Here is a 24,319-nt window from a genome sequence, read left to right as displayed (position 1 = left end):
ACCTGTATAATAGATACCAGGGATTTTATTTTGTCTAAATGGAGGAAAATTAATGACAAGAACTAATAATCACTCTGAAAAAGAGGTAAACCAGCTTTTCTCACGAATTGCTGGGCGCTATGACCTAATGAATAACGTAATTAGTTTAGGAACCCAGGAACTCTGGCGAAAAAAGCTCTTTCAACAATTAAAGGTTGCCCCAGGAGCAGATTGTTTGGACCTGTGTTGCGGAACCGGTGACCTAACGATTGAACTAGCTCGGCGATCAGGACCGAGTGGTCGGGTAATCGGTCTCGACTTTAATGCTGCCATGCTGACAATTGCGGATAAGAAGATCCGCCAATTAGACCTCAGCAAGGACATTGAACTTGTCCAGGCCGATGCCATGCACCTGCCATTTTCCGATAACTCCTTCTCGGTGGTGACGATTGGTTTTGGCTTGCGCAATGTTCCAGATGCGGATCAAGTATTAAGGGAAAGTTATCGGGTACTCAAGAAGGGCGGACAATTTGCCTGCCTTGAGATGTCCCAGCCGACGAACCCTCTCGTAAAAGCTGGCTGGCGGGCGTACTTCAGGTTCTTCCCCTGGTTGGCCCAGTTAGCAAGAGCCAGCCGTAAGGACTACCGTTACCTCAAGCAGACGGCCCAGGAGTTTGTGTCCGCCAAGCAGCTGCTTGCCATGATGAAGGTGGCTGGTTTCAAGAACTGTACCTATTCGCCGCTCAACATGGGAGCTGCTGCCCTCCATATTGGTTACAAGTGAAAGAGACGCTCGACTTCTTTTAGTAATCCGGCGTGATTATTATCGAAGGTGGTAACCTGGTCAGCAACCGCCAAGAGGTCTGGCGTAGCGTTCTTCATTGCTATGCCCCGGCCGGCCGCCCTGAGCATTTCAATATCGTTTGAGGTGTCCCCGAACGCAATTAGTTGCCGGAGGTTGCCGCCGGTTTGTTTAACGAATTGCTCCAGCCCAGCCGCCTTGTTTACTCCAGCCGGGATAATGTCGATCCCAAACGCCCCACTGTAGGTAGCGTTAACCGTTGGAAAGGCCCGATTAATTTTTTGAACAATAGTATTAATCTTTTCAAGTCGGGGACGCTGTTTAAACCAACTGACGTTCATGTTATAGATGGGTTCCTTGACGTCGGCTAACTGGTGAAAGTAAGCATGGTGGGGATAAAAGGGAACCGGAACATTAATATACTGGTTAGCAATGTATGTTTGGCTGGCTCCCGAAAGTGACAGTAGGTCCGGAGTCGGGAAGGTAGTAACAAAGGCAAGTAATTGCTTGAGAACTGGTCGTTGGTGGGGAGAATCACTAATTTTCTGATCATTGACAAAGATACGACCACCATTTTCCGCCACAAAGTTATCTACTTTCCCCTTGAACATGTGCAGTAAGGCATCCAAGCTATTTCCACTAGCGATAATGAAGGTAATTCCGCGCTGCTTAAGGGCGGCAACATCTTTAATTAGCCGTTGCTCATCATAACAATTATGTTCATCTAACAGGGTACCGTCAACATCCACGGCAACGTATTTAATTCTCATTTTAGTCCTCCTTGTTAGGTCGATTATAACAGGACGGCGGTTAATTTTCTTTATCTTTTGACACAGGGTGCTATAATTGAATTGTTAAGCGCCCTTAGTGTAACGGATAGCACATGAGATTTCGGTCCTCATAATCCGAGTTCGAATCTCGGGGGGCGCATTTTTTAAGAATTGTGCAGAACCTTGTAAAGTCGTAGAACCGCTGTAAACGCCATAGCCATGGTACTTTGCAGCGGTTATTTAATTTGTAGGAATTGTATTGAATAGTGAAGAATTTTAGTTTTGGTGCACGTTGTTCTCCAAGCTTATTTAACGAGAATTATGATTACCAATCAAGGATAATTGGCCATAAATACTGCTAACTATTCATAGTAATTCTCTATTTTATGAAGTTTCAGCGAGATTGATTTATTTTTAGCTCCCTAGTACCAATCTTTTCTGCCTAATTTCCCAAGAAAAGGGCGAATTATGCTAAACTAGGGAAGCTAAAGGGAGGGGTATTTTAATGAGTATTGACCTAACGCAAATCAAGAAACAGACCAAGCAAGGTCTCACTGAGCTGCTTGACCAAGCCCACCTCCAGCAAGGAGATGTCCTCGCGATAGGTTTAAGCACGAGTGAGGTCCGTGCCGAACGAATTGGTGAAGCCCCAAGCATGGAAATTGGGCGGGCCATCATCAAAACAATCATTGAAACACTACGACCGTTAGGAATTCACCTTGCTGTTCAGGGTTGTCAGCACCTGAACCGGGCCCTTGTTGTTGAACGGGCCGTTGCCAAGCAGCGGGGGCTAGAAATCGTGATGGTGTACCCACAAATCCATGCTGGTGGTGCTGGACAAATTGCGGCCTTTGAAAACATGGTCGATCCGGTCGAGGTCGAACATATCCAGGCCGAAGCGGGGATGGATATCGGTGATACTTCCATCGGCATGCAAGTTAAGTTTGTTCAGGTACCGGTTCGGACTTCAATCAAGGAAATTGGTAATGCCCATACAACCTATCTGCGCTCCCGCCCGAAGTATATTGGGGGACCACGAGCAAAATATGAGTGGGATCCCTTTAATAAGAAAAGTTTTGCCGATAACTAGGCCTTTTCTTTAATAATTCGTGATAGAATAGAAAAAAATATCTTAAAATGAATGGTGTTTTATAAAAATGAATACAATGAATATCCTAATAATAATTGCGGTTGTCGTCGTAATTATTTTATTATTTGAGTTCTTACGGCAAGTTCATAATATCCGTAATGGCCGAAATAACGTCAGTAGCGGAAGAGTATTTTTGAACCGCTTCCTAGTCCTAGTCTTGCTAGTGAGTCTGGTTGGCATGGGTGTCTCTGTGTATGCGGACCATCACCAAGCGAAAACGGAGGAAACAACTCCGGCTCCAGCAAAGACGGTTTCCAGTTCTTCTGAAGATGATCAGCTTATGCTTGACTTTGACAATAAGGTTACTCTAAACGATAACAATGAGGCCAAGGTCAAAATCAAAGTCTCCTCAGACACCAAGGTTGTTATTCGGGGGAAGCGGACCAACACTAAGTACGCGGAGTTCAAATCTTCAAAGAGTGATGGCGCATTTACAAAGACGGTTACCCTTGATTACCCTGGTGATTACAAGGTTATTGCTACCCGCGGAGATAAGAAGTTCGTCAAGCACTTAACTGTTGAGGACAGCGATACCGAAAGCTCTTCGTCATCCTCCTCTGCATCATCATCTTCTTCTAGCTCTACAAATAGCCACAGTTCTTCGACAAGTTCAACGAGCAGTCATAGTAACAACAGCTCTGCTAATAACTCGACTGGTTCATCAAATAGTTCTAATCGGGCACAAAGTAGTAATGCTGGAGCAAATTACTACCAGCCATCACGGCCAGCAAGCTCGAATAACTACCGACCAAGCGCACCTGTACAGCAGCCAAATTACTCAGTTAACACTACTGTAGGTGAGTAAGCTTGAAAAATAAAAGTCACCTATCAGTTAATAGGTGGCTTTTTTGTATCCTGAAATGTCAAATTAAGTTAGAAAGAAACTAACTGTGCATCTGTGATATTCTCCATGAATACCTCAATGGGTGTGCGGTAGTGCAGTGACTTCCGTGGAATATTGTTCCGGTATGACATTAGCTGAGTAACTAATTCATCCGGGAGATTACGGAAGTCTTTCTTTTTACTCAGACCATCACGCCGAAGAATACCGTTGGTGTTTTCGTTTAGCCCTCGCTGATTAGGCGCACCGACTTCCGCAAAATATGTCTGAATATCGTGCTTATTGGCAATCTCACGCCAGCCCGCGAATTCCTTACCGTTGTCAAAGGTGATGGACTTAAAAAGATGACGAGGCTGTTTTGATAGCCATTGGTCCAAATAATAGTTCACACTCTCGGCCGTTTTGTGATGGACATTCAAAACAATCTCAACTTTTGAAATCCGTTCTACTAGGGTCATCACAGCACCATGGTGAGCTTTCCCTTGAACCGTATCAGCTTCTAAATGACCAAATTCATGTTGGTAATGTGGAAAATCGCGGTAACGTTGGTAAATACTGCGACCAAGATGGCCAGCTTTCCCACGCCGTTCAACGTAGCCATTTGGGTGACGGTTACCTTTCATTGGTAACTGCTTAACATCAAAGCCATATTGACCACGAGCAAACATGCGATAAAGCGTCCGCATACTACAACTGATTTTCTTCTCTGACCGACCAATAATGGTATCTGGCGTCCAACCTTGACTAACTTGCTTGGTAATGTAACTTACTTCATCATCAGGTAACGTCATTGGTTTACGACCACAACGGCGCTTATTCCGTTGGTACTGCTTTAAATACTGCGTAATTGTCTTGCCCGTATCCAAGTAACGATAAACTCGATAAATTGTTTCAGCACTACGCTTTAGTGATTTAGCAACTCGATAAGCTCGAGTGTCTTGACGATAAAATTCAGCTATGAGAGTTAATTCACGTGTGGTAAGATGTTTGTAGGTCATTTGTGATTGCCTTTCTTTTGATTAGGGATACTCAAAAGTCTATCACAAATGGTTTTTTTGTTTTTCTAACTTAATTTTACAAACCGGGTATAAATAAAAAGAGGCCGGCATCAAAGAGGGATGATGTCGACCAGGTGAGATAGGGAAGTCTCACACTAAGTAATACTCAAATGGTTTCTAGGAAAGAGCATTATTTAGATTCTGGGGGAGGTTAAGTAGTAAATCCATAAACTACCTAACACAATTATTATATGATTATGAAAATAAAAGTCAAATTATTTTATTAAATAATATTAAAACCTTTTAGAAGCCGTAAACACAGTATTCTGTCGATAAACTATTGATAAACAGATTTTGAATAGCGCCTTACATTCGCCAATCATTTTGCAATCTAGTAGAATAGGAGAGGAATACAAATGGGAGGATCTACGATGCTGACAATATACGATCTCAATGAGCAGAGGATGCTTAACCAACCTGATTTCTTTTCACTACTGGATGGTTACGATTACTTCGCGGGAGTTTCTTTTGTTAGTAGCTTTAAGATCATTGATCAGGAGCTATTATCCCGGTTCAAACAGGTAAACCTAATCTTGGGGCTGGAAGATCAGCAGACCAGTCAAGCGATGAACCAATTCTTTAACATCAGCCAACGTGCGAAAGCCTTAGCAAACACCAGCGATAATTTTATTGACCGCCTGGCGGACCAGACCCTTCACCTTAAATTTACCAAGGGACCATTATTTCACAGTAAGTACTTCATCCTTCGCCAGAGTGATCATTTCCGCTTATTTAATGGATCAATGAATTTAACTAGGCGAGCAACAAGTTCTAACCACGAGTTAATGTGGATGTATACTGGGACAACTGACGATTCATTATATCAGGCTCACCATAAGTTATTTCTAAAGAACTTCAATGAGGATAGCGCCGAATACCTCGACCGCAAGATTATTGACCAGCTGAAGAATAAAAGTCGCCAAGAGATTGGTGAATTATTGACAACGGATGTCTTAAACGCGGTTGAAAGCAATAAAGTTAAATTTTCTACCGAAGACGTGCGTAAAGTTGTTGCCAAGAAGGCTGCCATCGATGATTCCTACGAATTGCTTCCTCAGGCCGCAACGGAGATCGTCAAAGCTATTTACACGCCGAAAGGGAATAAGCGCCGGACACCACAGCAAACCCGAAAGAAGGTTCAAAAAATTGTTTACCAGTCCTTCAAGGATGATAAGCAGATAACTGACGTCCCGGCAAATTCTTTGTACCCAAAGCCAATGTGGTCATATAGCGATAGTGGTGAGTTGATCGTCCAGGACCCAACGACCAACCGCTTTTATCCCCTCCAGGCAAATATCAGTATCGTTAGTCGAGAGGACGTTGTAAACTTTGTCCAGATTATTAAAAGTTTCCGTTATAACAAGGTACGCGACGAGAGCCAACAAGCGCTCTCTACCTTTATGTATTTAATGACGGCTCCCTTGATTTGGAAAATCCGTCAAATTTATCGAGATTCTAACTTTGCCAAAAGTCCCGACCAGGTCCCCGTTTCAATGGTCCTCATTGGTCGCGGAACAACGGGGAAGACCCTCTTAGTCCGCGATTACTTCAAGCGTTTTATTGGTGACCATTCAGATAGTATCGAGTACCTACAAATTAACCAGGGAATTAGTTCCCACACAAACCGGGCAGTCGACTTTCTTGGCCACTATTTACAGTCGGGGCGGTTTGTTTCACCAATGATCATTGATGAATTAAATGATAATTTCCTCCACAGTAAGGTTTCCACTAACGCCATCAAACAGTGGTCCAACACGATCAAAGGTATCCACAATATTAATATCTTTGCGATGAACCATAACGCCGGAAGCCGTAGCATTAACAACCTCGAGGAAATCACTAAACGGGTCTACTACCTTTCCTTTGAAGCCGGGTGGCTGGAAATGGACCAGCAAAAGTATAACTTTGAAATTCTGGTCAACAATACAAACGACCACATTTACCGCTATGTTACTCATGAACTGAACGACCGGCTGAATAATCTTTCTGGAATTGAAGAAAGCAACTTAATTGATGATTACCTGAGCCAAACGAAAGCCATTGTAAAGGACCTGCTCGCTCATTTTGGCCTGGAAAGTGAGTTGGCAGATATCATCGATGAGAACTATAACTATAAGGTAGACCGTAACCGGATTACCTGGAAGATGCTGATTAGAGATGACGGCTTCCAGCACGTTGCCTTTACATCGGGGGACGACCAGCAATTTACAGTTTCCAAGGCCATCTTCAATAATTTGAAGGGGAGTGCTTATGAAAATATTAACCAGACTCTCGATAATTACTTCAATATGTTTCCCCGCGAGTTAGGAATCGCTATTTACCAGTACGATAACGGGATGATTTTAAATATTGATAAGTTTGACCACTACATCGGCGAACCCCTTATCCGCAACTATTACAACAAAGTCCATAAGAGTGAACGGCAAGATGATCAGCTAGCGGAGATGCTCAAGCTCCAGAAAAAGCGTGATGAGCAAAACGCTCAGGTTATTCAGGACCAGACTAAAATAATGAACCAGATGATGAAACAGATGAAAAATCAGCAAGACACAAAGAAGAAGGGGCTGTTATCGCGACTCTTTCGAAAATAATTTTTATCAAGATTAGGTAGACCAAAACTGATATAATCTTAGTTAGCAGTGTTACTTACCACGTTTCAAAAGGAGTTATTATCATGCCCGTCAACCTTATCTATACTGCTAAAAGCGGTAATCAGACTTACTGGACCACTCGTAATAATTTCTCGCTAAAAGATCTTGCCCGCCGTGAATGGCCGGAACAGTCAGCATTGGAGCAAGATATATTAAAGCTAATGAATAAGTTTCCAACACGCTTTAAGAACCGCAACTGCCAACGATTAGCAGCTTTTGATCTTGAGAAGGGAACGAGTACACCGTTAAAAATTAAGGGTAATCACGTCCAGAAGGAAAATCTACCGCATACTTGTCCAATCTCATTAGCAGATAATAAGGTTTTTGCAATCACAATTGATATTTCTTCAGGTCGGTTCTTCTACAACAGTAGTGGCAAGAACGGATCACTCGTTAGTACCCTCAACCAGACTGTTAAACGGTGGAACGACCAACGAAAGGCTGAGGTAACGGCCGCTAATATTCAAAATAACCCGCGATTATGGAAAAAATATCCCGATTTTGACCCCTCCCAACTAAAGGTGATTGACTTGAGTACTGGAGTCATCGTCTGGCCGCGCGATGGTAATGCTGGGACGAACCAAGAAGCAACTGATTTTGACACCAAATTGGTGCGGCACCTGGTAATGCGTCTCCATACACAACTCACTGATCATTTTGATCCGGCGAGAAATAATTTGCCAGTCAATCGATATTTGCGTAGTGAGCCCTTACCTGCAGTCGATTTCACTGAATATAATGCACAAAAAGTCTTTGATGCGTTATCCTATCTTGCACTGGCATTGACTAAGAAGAATCAAGTTGACCAGTTATTGGCCCAGTACGACGGTGACATCCTTCAGGACTACCTCCAATACAGTAGAAATAGTTGATATCAGCCAATTAGACACCGAAAAATTTGCGGAGCGCTTGCACCAGGTCCGGGTAAAGCGGCGCCGGGTTAAGGACCTTGCCATCTTGCTGGCGGTGCTTGCCGACAGTTTCAATCCTGAAAGGGTCCTCAAAGCCTTGTGGGAGAATCCGTCATTGAAGAATCAGTATTATCTCCGCAATAAGGAAGTCGGGGACGCCCTTTTAGAAATAATCCAGAATTAATGTAACTTCAGGAGGATTTTAATGCGATTTTTACATACGGCTGATTGGCACATTGGTAAGACCCTCAGCGGCTTTAGTTTGCTGGATGACCAGCGTGAACTTTTTAAGCAAATTGAGGATGTGGCAAAGGCAGAACAGGTTGATGCCGTCGTCATCGCCGGGGACCTTTATGATTCGAGTATCCCCAGCGAGACAGCGGTTCGGGCCTTAAACAGTATGCTCAAACGGCTAAACCTCGTTGATAAATTTCCGGTCCTAGCAATTAGTGGAAATCATGATTCAGCTTCCCGTCTGAGTGCAGGAGCCGACTGGTTTTCATTCAAAAACTTCTTCCTGCAAACTAGCCTTGCGAAAGCTTTTAATCCGGTTGTCCTGGGGGACACCCAGTTCTTCCTCCTCCCGTTCTTTGGCATTCAAACAGTACGTAATTATTTCAACGATTCTAAGATTAAGAATGTTGACCTAGCAATGCAAAGAATTGTGGCCGAAATGGAAAAGTCATTTCTTCCCGCAAAAAAACACGTCTTGATTGCGCACTTCTTTGCGGCGGGGAGTAAGAGGACAGCGGATTCCGAAACACTGATTGAAGTTGGGGGGCTTAGTCCAGTTTCTACGGAAACACTGGCACCATTTGATTACGTTGCCCTCGGCCACCTTCATAATAAGAATGCCCTCCATGATGAGCGGATTAAGTATAGCGGGTCGCCGATGAAGTTTTCCGTTTCGGAGGCCAAGCAAGAGAAGGGGATGTGGCTGGTGGATACTGATCCCTTCCAGACTAAGTGGATTCCTCTAAAGCCGGTTCACGATATCCACCTCTTGAAGGGCAGTTTTGCTGACCTCGTTAAGGATGCTAAGCAACAGCCGACAGACGATTTCTATGATATTGAGTTGACTGACCAGGGAAGGATTCCCGACGTACTAAACCGCTTGCGGGCTTACTATCCCAAGATAGTAACCCTGCACCGAACTGCTTTAGCACAAATGACCCGTCGCCAGGCTAACATTAAGCGGGCTAAAGCGGCGCCTTTAGACCTATTGACTGACTTCTATACCGAAACAACTGGGAATCAGTTGTCACCAACCCAATTAAAGGTGGCCAAGTTAACGCTTAGTGAAATTGAAGGGGGAAAGTAGGATGCGACCAGAAAAAATTACTCTTGACTACTTTGGGCCATATAAACATGAAACAATTGACTTTACCCAATTTTATGACCGCCCCCTTTTTCTTGTTGCGGGAAACACCGGAGCAGGGAAGACGACGATTTTTGATGCCATGTGTTACGCCCTTTTTGGCCAAACAACGAACGATCGTGACCGGTCCGCAACGGACCTGCGTTCCGACTTTGCACCCGTCAATCAAGAAACTAAGATATCGTTCACCTTTAACCACCAGGGGATGCGTTATCGGATAACTCGCCGTCCCAAGCAGGTCCTTCAGGGAAGGCGAGGAAAGTTGATTCAGCACAACCAGGCCGTTAATCTTATCTACCCACTAGACTCTTCTGCACCCCACGAACTGACTAAGGTGAAGGACGTTGATTCCTTTATCGTGGGTCTCCTCAACATGACCAAGGACCAGTTTAAACAGATTGTCCTCTTGCCCCAGGGCAAGTTTCGCCAATTCTTAGATTCTAACAGTAATGATAAGGAAACACTCTTGCGGAATCTTTTTGGGACCAGTTTATACGCAAAATGGGCTGAAAAGCTCAAGGACCAACTCAAGACGCGAAAAGGCGACTGGGAAAAGCAACGAATGCGAATTCAATCGGCCAAGGAATCTCTTCCTCAGGTCGATTCCCAATTGCCAAACAGTCAGTGGGATACCGCTACTGCGAAATATTCGGCGTCGTTGGATCAGCAGCTCAGCGATTTAAAAGGAAGCCAGCGACAACTACAAAAGGATATTGATAAGTATAATGACCAATTGCACAGTGAGCAACAGCTTAAGAAGTCATTCCAGGAACTAGCAGAGGTCAAGCAGAAGGAGAAAACCCTGCTTAAACAACGGGCCAACATTGAAGAGGTTTCTCAACGGGTGAACGACCTCCAATGGTTTCAAAAGCACCAGTTGCTCTATCACCAGTGGCAAGCTGACAAGGAGCATTATGACCAGCTAGAAGCTGAAATAAGTGAGTTGAGCACAGAATTTGCCAGTACGCGGACTCAACATACGGCAGTGGCCACGGAATTGAATAAGCTTCAAGGCTTAGAAGGAACAATTAATGACTTGAAACGTCAACATGACCAACTCAAAGAAGTTCTTCCGTTATTTCAAGATGTCGATTTAGTACGGTCTAAGGTGGCGACACTAACCAAGAAAGTTGCGGATAACCAAAAGAAGGAAAAGGCTGGCCAGGATAATGTGACCTGTTTGATTAGTCAACAAGCGAAACTTACTGACCAGTTGAAAATTAAGGATCAACTGGCCACTGAAGAGGTCGACCTTACCAAGAAGCAGGCCGCTCACCAACAACTGCTTCAGGAGAGTCAGGACCTTAAATTACTGGTTGACAAGCAACTAGCAGTTCAGAAGCAAAACAAGGAACTTGCAGATAAACTTCAATGCCAACGGATTGCTACCAACGATCAAAAAAGCCATTACGAAGATCTTAACGATGCGTATGCCCGTCAACAAATCGCTGAACTAGCTACCCGCCTAAAGCCGGGCTCCCCGTGCCCGGTTTGTGGTTCACCTGACCACCCCCAACCAGCCCACTTATCCCAAGACAGCTCCGTGGTCACTGAAGAGCAGGTCAAACGGGCTCTTAACAAGCTACAAAGCAGGCGGACAACTTTTGACAAACTTGGTGAGCAACTGCGGCAGGGGAAACAGACCGCTAGCGACCTGGGTATGCAGATTGATAAATTACGTGCAGCGGTTAGTAAGAGCCTGGGCGTTGATAAGCTTCCAAAAGACGATGGGAAGAAACTAATTGCTGATTCCGATGACCAGCTTACACAACAGGAGAACAATCTGAGGGGTCAGCAGAAACGGGTGCACGACTGGCAAGACCAGTTAAGCACCGTTAAAGAACAGCTAGCAGACCAACAAGATAAGCTCAGCCAGGTGCAGGCAGTCGGTACTCAATTAAGCCAGAATTTAGCTAAGGTTCAAACCAGCTTGGACGAAAAGCAAGGAAGGTTACCGGCTAATTTTACTGACAGTGAAGCCGCTAAAAATCAACTTAAGAATTGGGAACAAGAAATTAATAAGCATAAGGAAAACCTGCTAAGTTGCCAAAGCAAGGAGCACGAGTTGGCCGAAAAGGTCGCCGTTGTCCAGAACCAGATCAATCAAACAAGAAAAAAACAAACAAGGCTGAAAAAAGAGCAAGTAAAAAGTCATACAGAACTCATTAACGACTTAAACGATTACCGCCGTGACTTGTCCTGGTCTTTCTTTCAGGAAGCAGCGGATGACTTAGGTGAACTTGAACGATATCAGCAAGAGGTTCAAACATACCGGCGAGCCTTGCACGACACGCAACTTCAGCAAGAACGCCTCCGGGCACAAACAAAGGGGAAAAAGCAACCAAACCTTGAGAAAACTAAAGCTTCTTTATCCGCGGTCCGACAGCAAGCAGCGACCATCCAAGAAGAAATTGGCCAAGTGCGGGGACAACAAAAGCTAACCAAGGAAATCACAAATAAAGTGGCTCGGTTAATGAGTAATAATCAACAATTAGATAAGCGCATTGGTGAACTGCAAAAGCTCACGGATGTTGTTTCAGGAAATACGAATACCCATATCGGCTTGGAACGCTACGTCCTTCAAGCATATTTCCGGAACGTTTTAATTGTGGCTAATTCGCAGTTGGCCCAACTTACGAACGGACGGTATCAGTTTGAACTTGCTAACGAGAGTCACGGGGCCGGTGCAAAGTGGACTGGCTTAGAGGTCAATATTTACGATGACAATGCTGGTAAAACGCGTAGTGCGCGGACATTGTCGGGGGGTGAGAGTTTTATGGCTTCACTGGCCCTTTCTCTAGCCCTCTGCCAGATTATTCAAGAGCAGAGTGGCGGAATCAGTATTGATGCCTTCTTTATTGATGAAGGCTTCGGCTCTTTGGATCGGCAAGCGCTGACGGATGCCTTACGCTCATTACAGGCACTTGGTGGCCACCGGATGATTGGAATCATCAGTCACGTTACTGAACTAGAAGAGCAGGTCCCTGACCAACTGATTGTCGTCGCGCACCAGGGGAAGAGCACGGTCACCTACCGCCATGACTTCTAATGATAAAAAAGGTTGCGACATAAGTCTCCTACATAGTTGAAAATACTACATACACAAAGAGGGCTCTAATGTTCGGATTTTTCCGAACGTTAGAGTCCTCTTTGTGCTTTCTAAAGACTTACTTTGTTTCGAAAAACGAACTAGCAAGCTAGTTATCTCGCTCTTTTTTTCTATTCATCATCATCTTTTACTATTTTGCGGGAGACGTTCTTTGCCTGGTCCTCATTATAGCGGGCTAATAGTATCTGCTGGTACTTATCTTCAATCACGCTATTTAGGTCCTCATCAGAATCTATCTGTGGTTTTTCTTCCCTAATTTTTTTGAGAACATCATCTGCGAAGCTAAAGTTTGGTTTAACCGCTAGTTTACCATTCAAAACAGCAAGTGTTTGATCATAGTCCAACACCTTGAGGTCCCAAGCCGAGCGGTCAGCATCCGGTTGGTGTAAAACGTCCTTGCTGTTTTTGAGGTCCTCACGAAAACCGTTCTCATCATAATCTGCTTCTGTCATATGTCCGTCAGCCTCCTTATTTTGCTAGTAAATTATAGCATTTTATAAGAGCTTCTCCCAGAACGGGGTACGAGTCACAAGTTAAGCGAACGAATTGTCAAGGCAATCATGCTTTGTTTACCGGCACCCCTAGTGATTACGCGGGGATAGCCGAGATCCTTATTGAAGCAAAAATCATCGTTTACGTTACCCTTGGCCAACAAGTTGAAAGCCGCGGTGGCGGTGAAAAGCAGCATAATTTTTGGTATGAATTAATATTACTTTGGGGATAGCCAATACAGGCATTGAGGTTTGTAGTATTCATTGAACGACAAATGACTTCAATTTTATCATAAGGTTTTTTGCCAATTCCGTGATGGCGGAAAGATCAAGCAATGTAAATTGACGTCTCAACCGACCAATCATACTAGGTACGGATACCGTTTCATATTTTAAACCAACCATTCTTCTTTCGAATTCCGAAACGGTGGAAATTGTGTATTCAAAAGTAATCGCCGTCTTCTCGACATCTACGCATAAATCGCCAATAGCTGCTTTGCATCAGCTGGCGAGGCAACGCGGATCTGTACTGGAACATAGGTGGGATACTTTAAAAAAAGTATATATTTCCTAAGTATGATGTCCAGCGATTACTAATGAAGGCAATAAAGAGGCGAGAATGAACTTTATAATCAACCTGTCATTAAAATTATAGTTTTAATGCGATTGCATAATGAACCACCCCGAAGATATGGTTATCTGCTGCCAATCAGCAAGCCTTGTTTTAACCATTATCTTACATTTACTGTGCATTACATAAAATTATTTCTCTAGTCTATGCTAAACTTTAAAAGAATAAATGGATAAAATTGGAGGCTCTTATGGCAAACAAAAGTAATAACAGAACTTTGATTATGGATGCCGTTGCCAAGATCATTACTAATGATGGCTATGGCAGCGTTTCAATGAGTCAGGTTGCCAAGCTTACTGGGTCCTCACCAGTCACGACCTCTATCTCTGGAATGAAGGAAAACGCGGCTTTTGCAGTTGACTATCTCAACCACCGCGTTAAACCCGGTCACCACGTCGCCGTAATCGGTGCCGGCCTCACAGGAACCGAAACCGCCTGTGACTTGGCTGAACAAGGGTACCAGGTGGACCCTATTCGAGCAATTACCAAACATCCTGCAAACGCCAACGAGTGCTTGAACAATGAACAGCACCTGAAAGCTAAAGTTACCGTAGATAATGTTACTGTCCACACGAGTGCAATAGTTAAAGAGGTCGAGAATGGCCAGACCACCTATGTTGATAATCAGAAACAAGTGCAAACACTGGCCTGTGATACTGTTTTGAACGCCATCGGTTTTCGATCCAATGACCAGCTTAGTAACGACCTCTATGCCCTCTTTGACGATCACGCAAACGTTATTGGTGATGCATTACAGCCACGTAAGATCATGAATGCGATCCACGGAGGCTATCACACAATTAGAACAATGGAATAGTAACAAAACCCAGGAGATAAAAGGCATCTGCTCCCTTTATCTCCTGGATTTTCTTTATCCAAACAACAAATCTAAGACTTGTTCGGTAGTAATATTTTGAATTGGGGTTTTCTGCAACCACTGGTCCAACACCGGACGAATTATTGCCGGCTGAAACATTTTCCCGGCAAGTACCTTCTCCAGGCCTCGAACATCTAGGTTACTGAAAAAGTCACCAGTAATGTGAATCTGCTTTAAATAACCATGATCAACGTTCACGGCGAGTTTAACAAGGCCCCCACCATGAAAATACTTTTCCTTCATAATTGCCGTCCGTGGAGTTTGCCCATAGACAAAGGCCTGATTAGCAAAGATCCGCACCTTAATCGCCTGAATTTCGTCCTGGTCGGCACTCGTCAGCGAATAGTTCACTACCTTACCGGCCTGGTTAAAAACAGCCCGCTTCAACTTCGCACCGAACTCATCCATAGACAAGCTAGGAAGAAAGTTCCGTAAGTTGAGAACCCGCTGGTGGACAGAAGAGATTTTTTTAGCCTTCAGCTTCATTGGGTCAACATGCAAGGCCGCCGTCATTTCGTCAATATTGGCATCGAAAAGAAGGCTCCCGTGGTGAACCACACAGTCATTTCGGTTGTACTGGGCATTTCCGGAAAACTTGCGACCGTTGATTGTCAAGTCATTACGACTGGAGCGCTTCACCGGCAAGCCGAGCTCAGTCAAGGCATTACAAATAATTTTCAGGAAACTATCAAAATCAATCGTTTGCTTTACTGACGGCTTAATAAAGGAGTATTGGTAGCTCCCCCGGTCCGTAAAGATGGTTCCGCCGCCCGACAAACGCCGGGCCACCGTTAAATGGTGCAAATCAGCGTATTCCAGGTTGACCTCCGCTAACGCATCCTGGTACTTACCCAGCATAATGGTGGGATCAGTCGTCCAAAGTAAGAAAACAAGGTCGTCAAACCTTTTCTTGGTGAGCCAGTATTCCAAGGCAAAATTGTCAGCTGCCTGGTGCCCCATGCTTTGAACGAAAATCATTACCGACTTACTCCAACGGCAGCCAATTCAGCACTAGCCTTGTAGGAACTCCGAACAAGTGGTGAACTAGCAACGAATTTAAAGCCCTTATCCATCGCAACGTTATAGTACTTCTGGTATCGTTTAACAGGAACCCATTCCTTGAGCGGGTAGTGCTTGGGTGAAGGCTGGACATACTGGCCAATGGAAAGAAAATCAACGCCAGCATCAATCAAGTCGTCCATCGTCTGGTAAACTTCATCGTCTTTTTCACCCAGACCCAGCATAATCCCGGTCTTAACGTAGGTTCCCTCGTGCGCGTGTTTGTGAGCGTAACGCAAAACATTCAATGAGTGATCATACGTTGCCCGGTGGTCACGAACCAGTGGGGTAACCCGGCGAACCGTCTCGATATTGTGGTTGAAAACATCCGGTTTGGCATCTAAGACCCGCTGAACAAGGTCAGTCTTCCCTTGGAAATCAGGGGTCAAAACCTCAATCGTCGTGTGTGGTGACAACTCCCGAATTGCCTTGATAACCCGGACAAACTGGTCGGCCCCGAGGTCGGGGAGGTCATCCCGGTCGGTACTAGTAACACAAACGTGCTTCAAACCTAGTTCTTTAATTGCCTTAGCAACCCGCATCGGTTCCTTCAGGTCAACGGGTGCTGGACGCTTATGGGGAACATCACAGAAGCGACAATTCCGCGTACAGTAAGGCCCCAAAATCATGAATGCCGCTGTTCCCGTCCCGAAGCATTCACCAACGTTTGGGCAGTTTGCTTCGGCACAGACAGTATTCAAGTTGAGTTTATTTAACAGCTTGCTAACGTGCTCAACCTTTTCTTCATCATAACGAACTTTTAACCAACTGGGCTTTTTTGCAGCTAAACTTTCGGTCATAGATAATAGCCAGCCTTTCTATTCATCAACTTCGATTGTTGCAACAACATCCCCAACAGAGATGGGATCGCCTTCACTGACTTTCTGCTCCTTGAGTACTCCGGCAAAGTCACTTGGGACTTCGCTGATTACCTTTTCGGTTTCCACTTCGAAGAGCGGGTCACCCTTCTTAATTTGGTCACCGGGTTGCTTCTTCCAAGTACCAAAAAAATAATCATCAGACTTGGGACTCAACTTGGGCATTTCAATATTCTTTAGCATAATATTCACTTCCATCCATTTTGTCCAATAACAATCCGCCTAAAGTATAGCACCGATCATTTCTAAGCAGTAACCGCTTTCAAAATTAACTACTTTTTACTTATAATAGAAAGCCAGGCCGGTAAACTCACCCGGATATTACCATGAAAGACTTAGGAATAATTAGTTAGCTCACAATTACACTAGTCTACTCATTAATATTCACATTGCCGTCTTTAAAATGCTAAAATATTAGTATTTGATATATTGAGATGGAGTTATATAATAATGGATTTTTCATTTACAAATAAGCGACCGCTAAAGATGCTTTACCTAAAGTACAGCTTGGTGTTTATCTTTTTGGCAGCTTGTATTTTTGGGACATACTTGCTGACCGGGCATACCTTCATCCTCAGCAAGGATGCCCTAAACCAGCACGTGCCCCTGCTGGCCAATTATCGTCAGGCACTGATCAATTTCTTCCATCATCCAAGCCATTTTTCCTTCTGGTCATGGCAAATGGGTCTGGGGACCGATACCTTCCAGGTTTATTCCTACTACACAATTGGTGATGTTTTCGCCTACCTCGCTCTCCTCTTTCCGGCAGCTAAAATAACCCTCGCTTACCAGGTAATCGGGATTATCCGAATGTACTGTGTCGGCTTAGCCTTTGTTTACTTTGCCCAGCACTTCAAATTCCGTGATAACGTCATTTTGGCCGGGGCGACTACCTACATGGTGAACGCCTTCCTTCTCTATGCATGCGTTGCTCAGCCCTTCTTTACGACCCCGTTCATCCTCTTCCCATTAATTGTGGTCCAGATTGAACGGGTCCTTCAGGGAGGCAGTGCCTGGCCGCTAACGGGGGTATTTATCTGGATGCTAATCAGCAACTACTACCTTGCTTTCGTTCTCGGCATTGGCGCTGTTATCTTCCTGGTATTACGGGTCCTGACCCACTACCGTCACCGTCTCAGTTACATGCAGACGGTGGCTAAACTCGCCTTCGCCACAATCACCAGTCTTCTGGTGTCTGCTGTTATGCTGGTTCCAGAAATCATGGCCATCACCAATTCAACCCGGACTGGTGCTGAATTTGCTAACGGGCTTAAAGTTTACCCTCTCTACTACTACCTCTTTTTACCCAAGCAACTAATTAACGGTGGGCAGTGGTATTTCATGTACTGGACAGCACTGGGAATCGTGTCAATCGGGTTCATTGCCCTGGTCTATATTTATATGCACTACCGGCAGTACCCCTTACTGACAATTAGCCTCTTCTGTTCTTTGGTGATGCTCCTTATTCCCGCGGTGGGCGCTTTCTTCAATGGAATGATGTCGGCATCTAACCGCTGGACACTGCTGATTTACCTGCCGTTAGCAATGGCCGTCTGCCTATTGATGCAGAATGCTCCAGTAATCAGTCGCCACGAACTAAATATTCTGAGCTTGGCTACCGGGATTTATGTCCTAGTCCTGATCGCCACCTACTTCTTTGACAACAAGGATGACAGCTTTGTCCCCGTCATCTTCCTGATTATTTCCCTAATGGCACTCTGGGTCGTAAAGGTTCAGCCAGCAATTAAACTCGACCGCTACCTGCTTTTGATCATCCTGCTCAATGCTGGATTTAACGCCATCTACTCCGCCTTCCCCGCTAATGGAAACTTCTCAACCATGATGCTCAGCCGGGGTGAGTACCAAGCCATCACCGCGAACCGCTATGGTGGCCTTGACAAGGGTCTTAAGAAGAACCCCTTTTACCGGGTTTCAACGGTTAGTCAGAACCAAATCATTAATAATAACACTAGTCCCGATGGCCTCGGGCCCAGCCTCGATAACGACCTGACTTCGGGCTTACATAACATTGACTCCTACTACTCCCTCCAGAATAAGTACCTCGGTCAATTTAATAACTCCCTACAAAATAATCAATATAAGGCGAATATCCCCATCCGCCAGGCCGATGACCGGTCCGTGATGAACAACTTTTTCGGTGTTCGCTACCTCTTTGTTCAAAGCAACGGGAAAAATGCCTTGAAGATTCCTCATGGCTACTTCCTCGATAAGGCGACCGACCCTATCATCAACTACGATGTTGGCCAGCCCAGCCCAAATAGCATCAAGAACAACAAGCAGCTACTGGTACCCACCCAGACGATTCGCTATAAGAGTAACCAGGCCTTTCCCCTTATGTACTGGCAAGGCGACTACATCAGTGATAGTCGTTACCAGCGATTGTCACCAAGTGAAAAGGAGCGTGCCCTGGCCAGTGGGGCCCTCGTTGATGGTAAGACTAAGGGGATGCATCTAGCTAAGTTGACCAGGGCCACCTTCCTAAAAAGTCAACTAGTCTCCAACCGGTTAAATAAGGTTAATCCTAACCATCTTAAATATACCGATAGCGATGAATACTACCAACTGCAGTTTCCCGAATTGCAAAAGGCGGCGGTGGCACGCCGCTATCAGGGGAGCGAATTACACATTGAATTTTCCAAGATTAAGTACACCCCATTCACGATGCGCGAGCAAATCAAGTACGATAAACAACACCTCCAGCAGATGGCTGTTAACCCGGGAAGTATTATTAATCAGCGTTATAACCAGTATAAATACTGGCGTTATCACGTCTTGAACGGATCACCAGACATTAGTTTTAAGCTTAATTACAATAGTAAGTTTGGAACTGCCAGTGTCGTTCAGGCCAAGCAAAATGTTCTGTCCTTGTTCAAACGGGTAACAAGCTCCACGCTAAACATTGGCTATTACAATGGTAATCTTCCGGTAACCCTAAAGTTCCAGCCGTCTAAGCTGGGGAACTACCAGCTCCACTACCGGGTCGTGGCCGTTAAGCTTGGTCGTCATTACGACCAGCAAGTTGAGGCAATTCAACGCCATGCCCTCAAGAATATCCACTTCGGCCGGAATAGCTTACGGGGCCAAATTACAACCGACCGTTCAGGGGTATTGACCTCCTCAATCCCATATTCGACTGGTTGGTCCGGCAAAGTTGATAACCACCGCGCCAAGACAATTCGCACCAATCAAGCCTTTCTCGGGGTCTGGCTGCCCCGGGGTAACCACCACGTTACCTTTACCTACCAGGTACCGGGATTGCTGACGGGGGCCAAAGTTAGCCTGATCGGCCTCTTCTGGCTTATCTGTGCCGCCCTGGTTTCAATCATCTGGAAGAAAAAAAGTAAATAATAGAAAGGGCCCGCTAACGTTCAAAGAGAATGAGCGTTAGTGGACCCTTTCTAATTTTGACTAGCGTTTTACGCTAAGTGTCGGCGAAGGTACTTGGCCAATAGTGACAGTGAGTAACAGACAATGAAGTATAGGACTGCCAAGGCGACAAACATTGGGATAATGTAATTAGTGTTTTGTCCGTAGATTATTTGTGCGTGGTACATCAACTCTGGCAGGACAATGATGGTTGCCAAGGAGGTATCCTTCACCAAAGAAATAAACTGACTGACCAAAGCCGGCATCATGTTGCGCAAGGCCTGAGGGAGGACGATAATTCGCAGCGCCTGCCAGCGGGTCAAGCCATTGGCCAGGGCCCCTTCCGTTTGCCCGCAGTCGATTGAATTAATTCCCGACCGAACGATTTCGGCAACCATTGCCGACTCAAAAATAGACATAGCAAGGATGGCTGCCGGAATAATTTCGGGCTTGATTCCAATGTTTGGCAAGCCAAAGTAGGTAAAGAAAATAATTAACAGTAACGGTAAGTTCCGAATAATGTCGATGATAAAACCGACAATTGCGGAAAAATATTTAAATTTTTCGTAACGGATAATTCCTAGGATGGTTCCTAAAATAAAACTAGCAACAATCGAGGCCACGGAGATTTCAATTGTGACCCACAGCCCCTGTAAAAGGAAGCGGATGTTGATCCAGGAATAGGCATCAATGAAGTTTTGCATTTAATCTGCCCCCTAAGCCAATTTCTTTTCCAGGTGCCGCATATAGTAGCTAAGCGGCAGGGTGATAATCAGGTAAAGCACCCCAACAATGAAATAGGTAGGCATCGTCTGCAGGGTGTCGTTAGCAATCAGGTTTCCTTGATACATCAGGTCAAAACCGGCAACGAAGGCCAGAACGGATGAATTCTTCACCAGGTTGATAAATTGGTTACCCAGTGGTGGGATCACAACCTTGAACGCTTGGGGTAGGATAATGTAGCGCATTGCCTGAGTATAAGTCATCCCGTTGGCCAGGGCTCCTTCCAACTGGCCCGTTTCAACAGAGTTGATTCCCGCCCGAACTGTTTCGGCAATGAAGGCGGAAGTATACAGAGTTAGGCCAATCGTTCCCGCCGTAAAACCGTTGATCTTAGCGATATACATGGGCACGATCAGGAAGAAGCCCATCGCAATCACCAGTAAGGGAATGTTCCGAAATACTTCAACGTAGATACTACCAATTAACCGAATAACCCGTTTCTGTGAGATTTCTAGAAGGGCAAAGAATGTCCCAATAATTAGACTGCCAATTAAAGCGATTACGCTACAAAGAATGGTGTTCCACAACCCCAACAGGAGCGGTTGCCACTGACTCGAAATTAAATTAATCATTACCGTTTCATCTCCTGGAAATTAAATCCTTTGACATGACCAAACCACTTCAAGAGAAGACGGTTGTAAGTACCGTCTTTTTCAACCTGGTCCAGTGCCCAGTTGAGTTTCTTGCGAAAGCGGTTTTGGTTCTTGTTTACCGCAATTCCGTAGGGTTCCTTGGTAAAATTACCGCCAACTACCTCGTAGTGGGGATTTTCGGCGGCCATCCCGTATAGGATTCCGTTATCCGTCGTCAGAGCATTACCCTGTTTGGACTTCAGGGCCGTCATCGCCTGAGCGTAGTCGGATAACTGTAAGACCCGGACCCGCGGGGCAAACTTCGCCACATTCTTGACGGAATTAGAACCCGCGACCCCTAAGATGACCTTACCCGGCTTATTAAGGTCCTGAATATTCTTAATGGGACTTCCCTTCTTAACCAGCAGGGACTGGCCTGCATCGAAGTATGAATGAGTAAAGTCAACTTGCTTTTCCCGTTCCGGAGTAATGGTCATCGTGGCCATGATTGCATCAATGTTCCCATTTTTCAGTAAGGGGACCCGGGTCCCACTGGTGACGGGGACAAAGGTACATTTCCCGTTGGGGCCTAAGATCTTCTTGGTCAATGCCTTGGCCAGGTCAATTTCGAAGCCTTCAAGTTTGCCGGTCCGAATGTTTTCAAGACCGAATAAGCGAGTATCGGCTTTTACTCCCCAGGTAATCCGGTTGGTCTTCTGGTCAGTGGTCAAGACATCCTGCTCAGCGACTGACTTTGCCCCACAAGCGGACAAGCAGGTAAGTAACACCAACCCCAGGAAGGCAGTTGATATTAAGCGCCAAATCTTACGCATGGCTAATCTCTCCTTCCTTACAGATGGCCACTAATTTTGCTCATAAATTCACGGGCCCGGTCGGTTGATGGCTGGTCGCCAAAGAACTTCTCGGTAGAGTCGTCTTCAAGGATCTGACCGTCAGCCATGAAAATTACCCGGTCAGCCACCGCACGTGCAAAGCCCATTTCGTGGGTAACCACCAGCATAGTCATGTTTGAGTTTTTGGCGATGTCCTTCATGACGTCCAAAACATCATCAATCATTTCTGGATCAAGAGCACTCGTCGGTTCATCAAAGAGGAGGCACTTTGGCTGCATTGCCAGGCTCCGGGCAATTGCTATCCGCTGTTTCTGACCACCCGAAAGCTGACTCGGCATGCTATCGGCCTTATTTGCCAACCCGACTTTGTTGAGGAGCCGCATTGCCAATTCATGATTCTCATCTTCGGGCCGTTTAAGGACAATCCGCGGCGCAAGCATAATGTTCTCTAAAACGGTCTTGTTCTGGTAAAGATTGAAATGCTGAAAAACCATTCCAACGTCTCGACGGAGTTTATTGATGTTCGTCTTCTTATCGGAAAGGTCATAATTATTGACAATCAGTTTACCGGACTGAATTGGGTCAAGCCCGTTGATGGTCCGAATCAAGGTACTTTTCCCCGAACCGGAAGGACCAATTAAGACCACCGTTTCTCCGGCATCAACATTGAGGTTGATATTTTTTAAAGCGTGAAATTTCCCATAATACTTTTCGACATTATGGAATTCAATCATTGACATACTATGTCCCCCATCCCAATCATAAATTACGTTGTAAACACTTTATAAACAACGCTTTTAATTATAGGAGTCGCGTTACTATTCGTCAAAGCCATTTTGAAACATTTAATTCATAAATTATGTAATTGCCATGCAAAATAGATTACCCAGGAGGGATGTGTTTTAATATTAGTAGTAAGGATGTTTAGTTAACATAATTTAATTATCGTAATAGGAGATGGTAAGATCACTAATCAAGAATTAAAATTCATTAGCAAAAAAATGTCCTATGCTTTGCGCCATAACCCCCAAAAATATGGAATTAGCCTGGATAAGTATGGGTATACCAATCTTGACGGTTTCATTGTGGCAATGAACCGGGTCCACCACTTTTCTCCTGCGCTGACTAAAGAAAAGATTAATATGGTAATTGCTAACTCGAATAAGAAACGTTTTGCGATTAAGGGAAACAAGATTTGTGCACTCTATGGTCATTCAATTCCGGGAATTATTAAGCACCAGGTCGCCGTTCCTCCTGCCGTTCTCTTTCACGGCACTGCCCGGCGTTTCATGCCCAGTATTAAAGAAGTGGGCTTGTTACCGATGCAACGGCAGTTTGTTCACCTCTCTACTGATGTTGCGACGGCGCGGGCGGTGGGGATGCGTCATGATAGCAATCCTGTAATTCTCCAGATTGATACGGTGGCGGCCCGGAAGGCAGGCGTTAACTTCTACATCGGTAATAACCAGGTATGGCTTTGTGATGAATTGCCAAGTCAGTTTTTCAAAGAAATTCAATGATATTAGAAAAAGTACTTGCCTATTTACGAATCACTTGGTAGAATTATAAACGTTCGCTAAAGAGCAATAAAAAAGTTCGGAAAATAGCTCAGCTTGGTAGAGCACCTGGTTTGGGACCAGGGGGTCGCAGGTTCGAATCCTGTTTTTCCGATAACGAACTAAACCGGGAATATCGACTTCAAATTGAAGCTGGTATTCCCGGTTTACTTTATCCTACTTATTATTTTCAATTAACGGCATGTAAACTTTTGTCCACCATTCGCGTTTTTCCTGCTCATCGACTCGACCCCCGCGTTCCCACTGGACAGGCTGAATCAAATGATCCGGAACCCCGAATAGTCGTTGGCGTCCCTTGACCGGTACCGGCTCAATATGGTAAGACTTCCCCGTTTGAAATGGCGAAAAGCGCCAGCCCAAAGTCTTGTCAGGAAAATGGTAGATTCCTTCCAGATTCATGACACATAAGCCGTAGCCGGACAAGTAACCACAAGTTTTACGGGCATTTGCACATATCAGTACGGGCCCCCGATACTTTGTTTGCCAGCTCCGGTATTCCACCAGTTTTTCATCCCAGGCAACGGCCGCCGCATTTTGGGGATAAAGCGATAAGGCTTTCAT

At 45.0% G+C, this 24,319-nt stretch carries 22 protein-coding genes and 2 tRNA genes; 13 read left to right on the top strand and 11 right to left on the bottom strand.

Going from position 1 to position 24,319, the window contains the following annotated elements; genetic code table 11:
• Positions 1-52 precede the first annotated feature (52 nt).
• Positions 53-763 carry a bifunctional demethylmenaquinone methyltransferase/2-methoxy-6-polyprenyl-1,4-benzoquinol methylase UbiE gene (gene ubiE, locus KZE55_RS05425; RefSeq protein WP_222257723.1) on the top strand — a complete coding sequence of 237 codons (711 nt, stop codon included), beginning with the start codon at positions 53-55 and terminating at the stop codon, positions 761-763.
• Here ubiE and KZE55_RS05420 read toward each other — a convergent pair.
• On the bottom strand, positions 754-1,551 hold the full coding sequence (locus KZE55_RS05420; RefSeq protein ID WP_222257722.1) for an HAD-IIB family hydrolase: 798 nt from the start codon (positions 1,549-1,551) through the stop codon (positions 754-756). The two genes, ubiE and KZE55_RS05420, sit on opposite strands and share 10 nt — an antisense overlap.
• An 88-nt stretch (positions 1,552-1,639) precedes the next feature.
• Between KZE55_RS05420 and KZE55_RS05415 the strand changes: the two genes are divergently transcribed.
• From KZE55_RS05415 to KZE55_RS05405, 3 genes are all read left to right on the top strand, one after another.
• Positions 1,640-1,711: transfer RNA gene (locus KZE55_RS05415), tRNA-Arg, on the top strand.
• Positions 1,712-2,056: 345 nt separating this feature from the next.
• A complete protein-coding gene (locus tag KZE55_RS05410; protein WP_222257721.1) occupies positions 2,057-2,641 on the top strand; it encodes a TIGR01440 family protein in 585 nt (194 codons plus the stop codon).
• Positions 2,642-2,708: 67 nt separating this feature from the next.
• A complete protein-coding gene (locus KZE55_RS05405; RefSeq protein WP_222257720.1) occupies positions 2,709-3,506 on the top strand; it encodes a hypothetical protein in 798 nt (265 codons plus the stop codon).
• A gap of 68 nt (positions 3,507-3,574) precedes the next feature.
• Here the strand turns inward: KZE55_RS05405 and KZE55_RS05400 are convergent, their stop codons facing one another.
• Entirely contained in the window at positions 3,575-4,540 is a 966-nt protein-coding gene (locus tag KZE55_RS05400; RefSeq protein ID WP_222257719.1) for an IS30 family transposase, read from the bottom strand.
• A gap of 431 nt (positions 4,541-4,971) precedes the next feature.
• Between KZE55_RS05400 and KZE55_RS05395 the strand changes: the two genes are divergently transcribed.
• The 5 genes from KZE55_RS05395 (at position 4,972) to KZE55_RS05375 (ending at position 12,589) form a co-directional block, all read left to right on the top strand.
• The gene (locus KZE55_RS05395) at positions 4,972-7,191 is read left to right on the top strand and encodes a phospholipase D family protein (protein WP_222257718.1); all 2,220 of its coding nucleotides are present in this window, start codon (positions 4,972-4,974) and stop codon (positions 7,189-7,191) included.
• A gap of 83 nt (positions 7,192-7,274) precedes the next feature.
• Complete coding sequence (locus KZE55_RS05390; RefSeq protein ID WP_222257717.1) at positions 7,275-8,123, top strand: hypothetical protein; 849 nt, start codon at positions 7,275-7,277, stop codon at positions 8,121-8,123.
• Positions 8,080-8,346 (top strand): hypothetical protein, encoded by a 267-nt coding sequence (locus KZE55_RS05385; RefSeq protein ID WP_222257716.1) that lies wholly within the window; start codon positions 8,080-8,082, stop codon positions 8,344-8,346. The genes KZE55_RS05390 and KZE55_RS05385 overlap by 44 nt, the downstream gene beginning before the upstream one ends.
• A gap of 21 nt (positions 8,347-8,367) precedes the next feature.
• Positions 8,368-9,483 (top strand): exonuclease SbcCD subunit D, encoded by a 1,116-nt coding sequence (locus KZE55_RS05380; RefSeq protein WP_222257715.1) that lies wholly within the window; start codon positions 8,368-8,370, stop codon positions 9,481-9,483.
• 1 nt (position 9,484) lies between these two features.
• Positions 9,485-12,589, top strand: a complete 3,105-nt coding sequence (locus tag KZE55_RS05375) for an AAA family ATPase (protein ID WP_222257714.1) — start codon at positions 9,485-9,487, stop codon at positions 12,587-12,589.
• Between the two features lie 170 nt (positions 12,590-12,759).
• On the opposite strand, the gene KZE55_RS05370 is transcribed toward KZE55_RS05375, so the two are convergent.
• Positions 12,760-13,101, bottom strand: coding sequence for a hypothetical protein (locus KZE55_RS05370; RefSeq protein WP_222257713.1), 342 nt, complete (start codon positions 13,099-13,101; stop codon positions 12,760-12,762).
• An 860-nt stretch (positions 13,102-13,961) separates the two neighbouring features.
• Here KZE55_RS05370 and KZE55_RS05365 point away from each other — a divergent pair.
• A complete protein-coding gene (locus KZE55_RS05365) occupies positions 13,962-14,588 on the top strand; it encodes an FAD-dependent oxidoreductase (RefSeq protein WP_222257712.1) in 627 nt (208 codons plus the stop codon).
• A gap of 54 nt (positions 14,589-14,642) precedes the next feature.
• Here the strand turns inward: KZE55_RS05365 and KZE55_RS05360 are convergent, their stop codons facing one another.
• Genes KZE55_RS05360 through KZE55_RS05350 form a run of 3 tightly spaced genes read right to left on the bottom strand, consistent with a single transcriptional unit; the run spans position 14,643 to position 16,768 of the window.
• Positions 14,643-15,626, bottom strand: coding sequence for a lipoate--protein ligase (locus tag KZE55_RS05360; RefSeq protein WP_222257711.1), 984 nt, complete (start codon positions 15,624-15,626; stop codon positions 14,643-14,645).
• Positions 15,626-16,507 carry a lipoyl synthase gene (lipA, locus tag KZE55_RS05355; protein WP_222257710.1) on the bottom strand — a complete coding sequence of 294 codons (882 nt, stop codon included), beginning with the start codon at positions 16,505-16,507 and terminating at the stop codon, positions 15,626-15,628. The genes KZE55_RS05360 and lipA overlap by 1 nt, the downstream gene beginning before the upstream one ends.
• An 18-nt stretch (positions 16,508-16,525) precedes the next feature.
• Positions 16,526-16,768, bottom strand: a complete 243-nt coding sequence (locus KZE55_RS05350) for a biotin/lipoyl-containing protein (protein ID WP_047767004.1) — start codon at positions 16,766-16,768, stop codon at positions 16,526-16,528.
• Positions 16,769-17,035: 267 nt separating this feature from the next.
• On the opposite strand from KZE55_RS05350, the gene KZE55_RS05345 reads away from it, so the two are divergent.
• Positions 17,036-19,954 (top strand): YfhO family protein, encoded by a 2,919-nt coding sequence (locus KZE55_RS05345; protein ID WP_222257709.1) that lies wholly within the window; start codon positions 17,036-17,038, stop codon positions 19,952-19,954.
• Between the two features lie 68 nt (positions 19,955-20,022).
• Here KZE55_RS05345 and KZE55_RS05340 read toward each other — a convergent pair whose 3' ends face one another.
• The 4 genes from KZE55_RS05340 to KZE55_RS05325 are packed head-to-tail and all read right to left on the bottom strand — an operon-like array spanning position 20,023 to position 22,921.
• Positions 20,023-20,676 (bottom strand): amino acid ABC transporter permease, encoded by a 654-nt coding sequence (locus KZE55_RS05340; RefSeq protein WP_222257708.1) that lies wholly within the window; start codon positions 20,674-20,676, stop codon positions 20,023-20,025.
• 12 nt (positions 20,677-20,688) lie between these two features.
• Positions 20,689-21,327: an amino acid ABC transporter permease gene (locus KZE55_RS05335; protein WP_222257707.1), complete on the bottom strand. Its 639-nt coding sequence runs from the start codon at positions 21,325-21,327 to the stop codon at positions 20,689-20,691.
• Positions 21,327-22,160, bottom strand: a complete 834-nt coding sequence (locus tag KZE55_RS05330; RefSeq protein ID WP_222257706.1) for a transporter substrate-binding domain-containing protein — start codon at positions 22,158-22,160, stop codon at positions 21,327-21,329. Before KZE55_RS05330 ends, KZE55_RS05335 begins: the two co-directional genes overlap by 1 nt.
• Before the next feature lie 17 nt (positions 22,161-22,177).
• Positions 22,178-22,921 (bottom strand): amino acid ABC transporter ATP-binding protein, encoded by a 744-nt coding sequence (locus KZE55_RS05325; protein ID WP_315853345.1) that lies wholly within the window; start codon positions 22,919-22,921, stop codon positions 22,178-22,180.
• A gap of 261 nt (positions 22,922-23,182) precedes the next feature.
• On the opposite strand from KZE55_RS05325, the gene KZE55_RS05320 reads away from it, so the two are divergent.
• Both KZE55_RS05320 and KZE55_RS05315 read left to right on the top strand, forming a co-directional pair.
• Positions 23,183-23,701, top strand: a complete 519-nt coding sequence (locus KZE55_RS05320; protein ID WP_222257705.1) for an RNA 2'-phosphotransferase — start codon at positions 23,183-23,185, stop codon at positions 23,699-23,701.
• 77 nt (positions 23,702-23,778) lie between these two features.
• A tRNA-Pro gene (locus KZE55_RS05315) sits at positions 23,779-23,852 on the top strand.
• A gap of 62 nt (positions 23,853-23,914) precedes the next feature.
• Here KZE55_RS05315 and KZE55_RS05310 read toward each other — a convergent pair.
• Positions 23,915-24,319 (bottom strand): ASCH domain-containing protein, encoded by a 405-nt coding sequence (locus KZE55_RS05310; protein ID WP_222257704.1) that lies wholly within the window; start codon positions 24,317-24,319, stop codon positions 23,915-23,917.

This window comes from Limosilactobacillus panis (genome assembly GCF_019797825.1).
In the GTDB taxonomy this organism is placed as follows: domain Bacteria; phylum Bacillota; class Bacilli; order Lactobacillales; family Lactobacillaceae; genus Limosilactobacillus; species Limosilactobacillus panis_A.
Note: the sequence above shows the minus strand (reverse complement) of the source record. Positions and strands in the feature narration are given on the sequence as shown.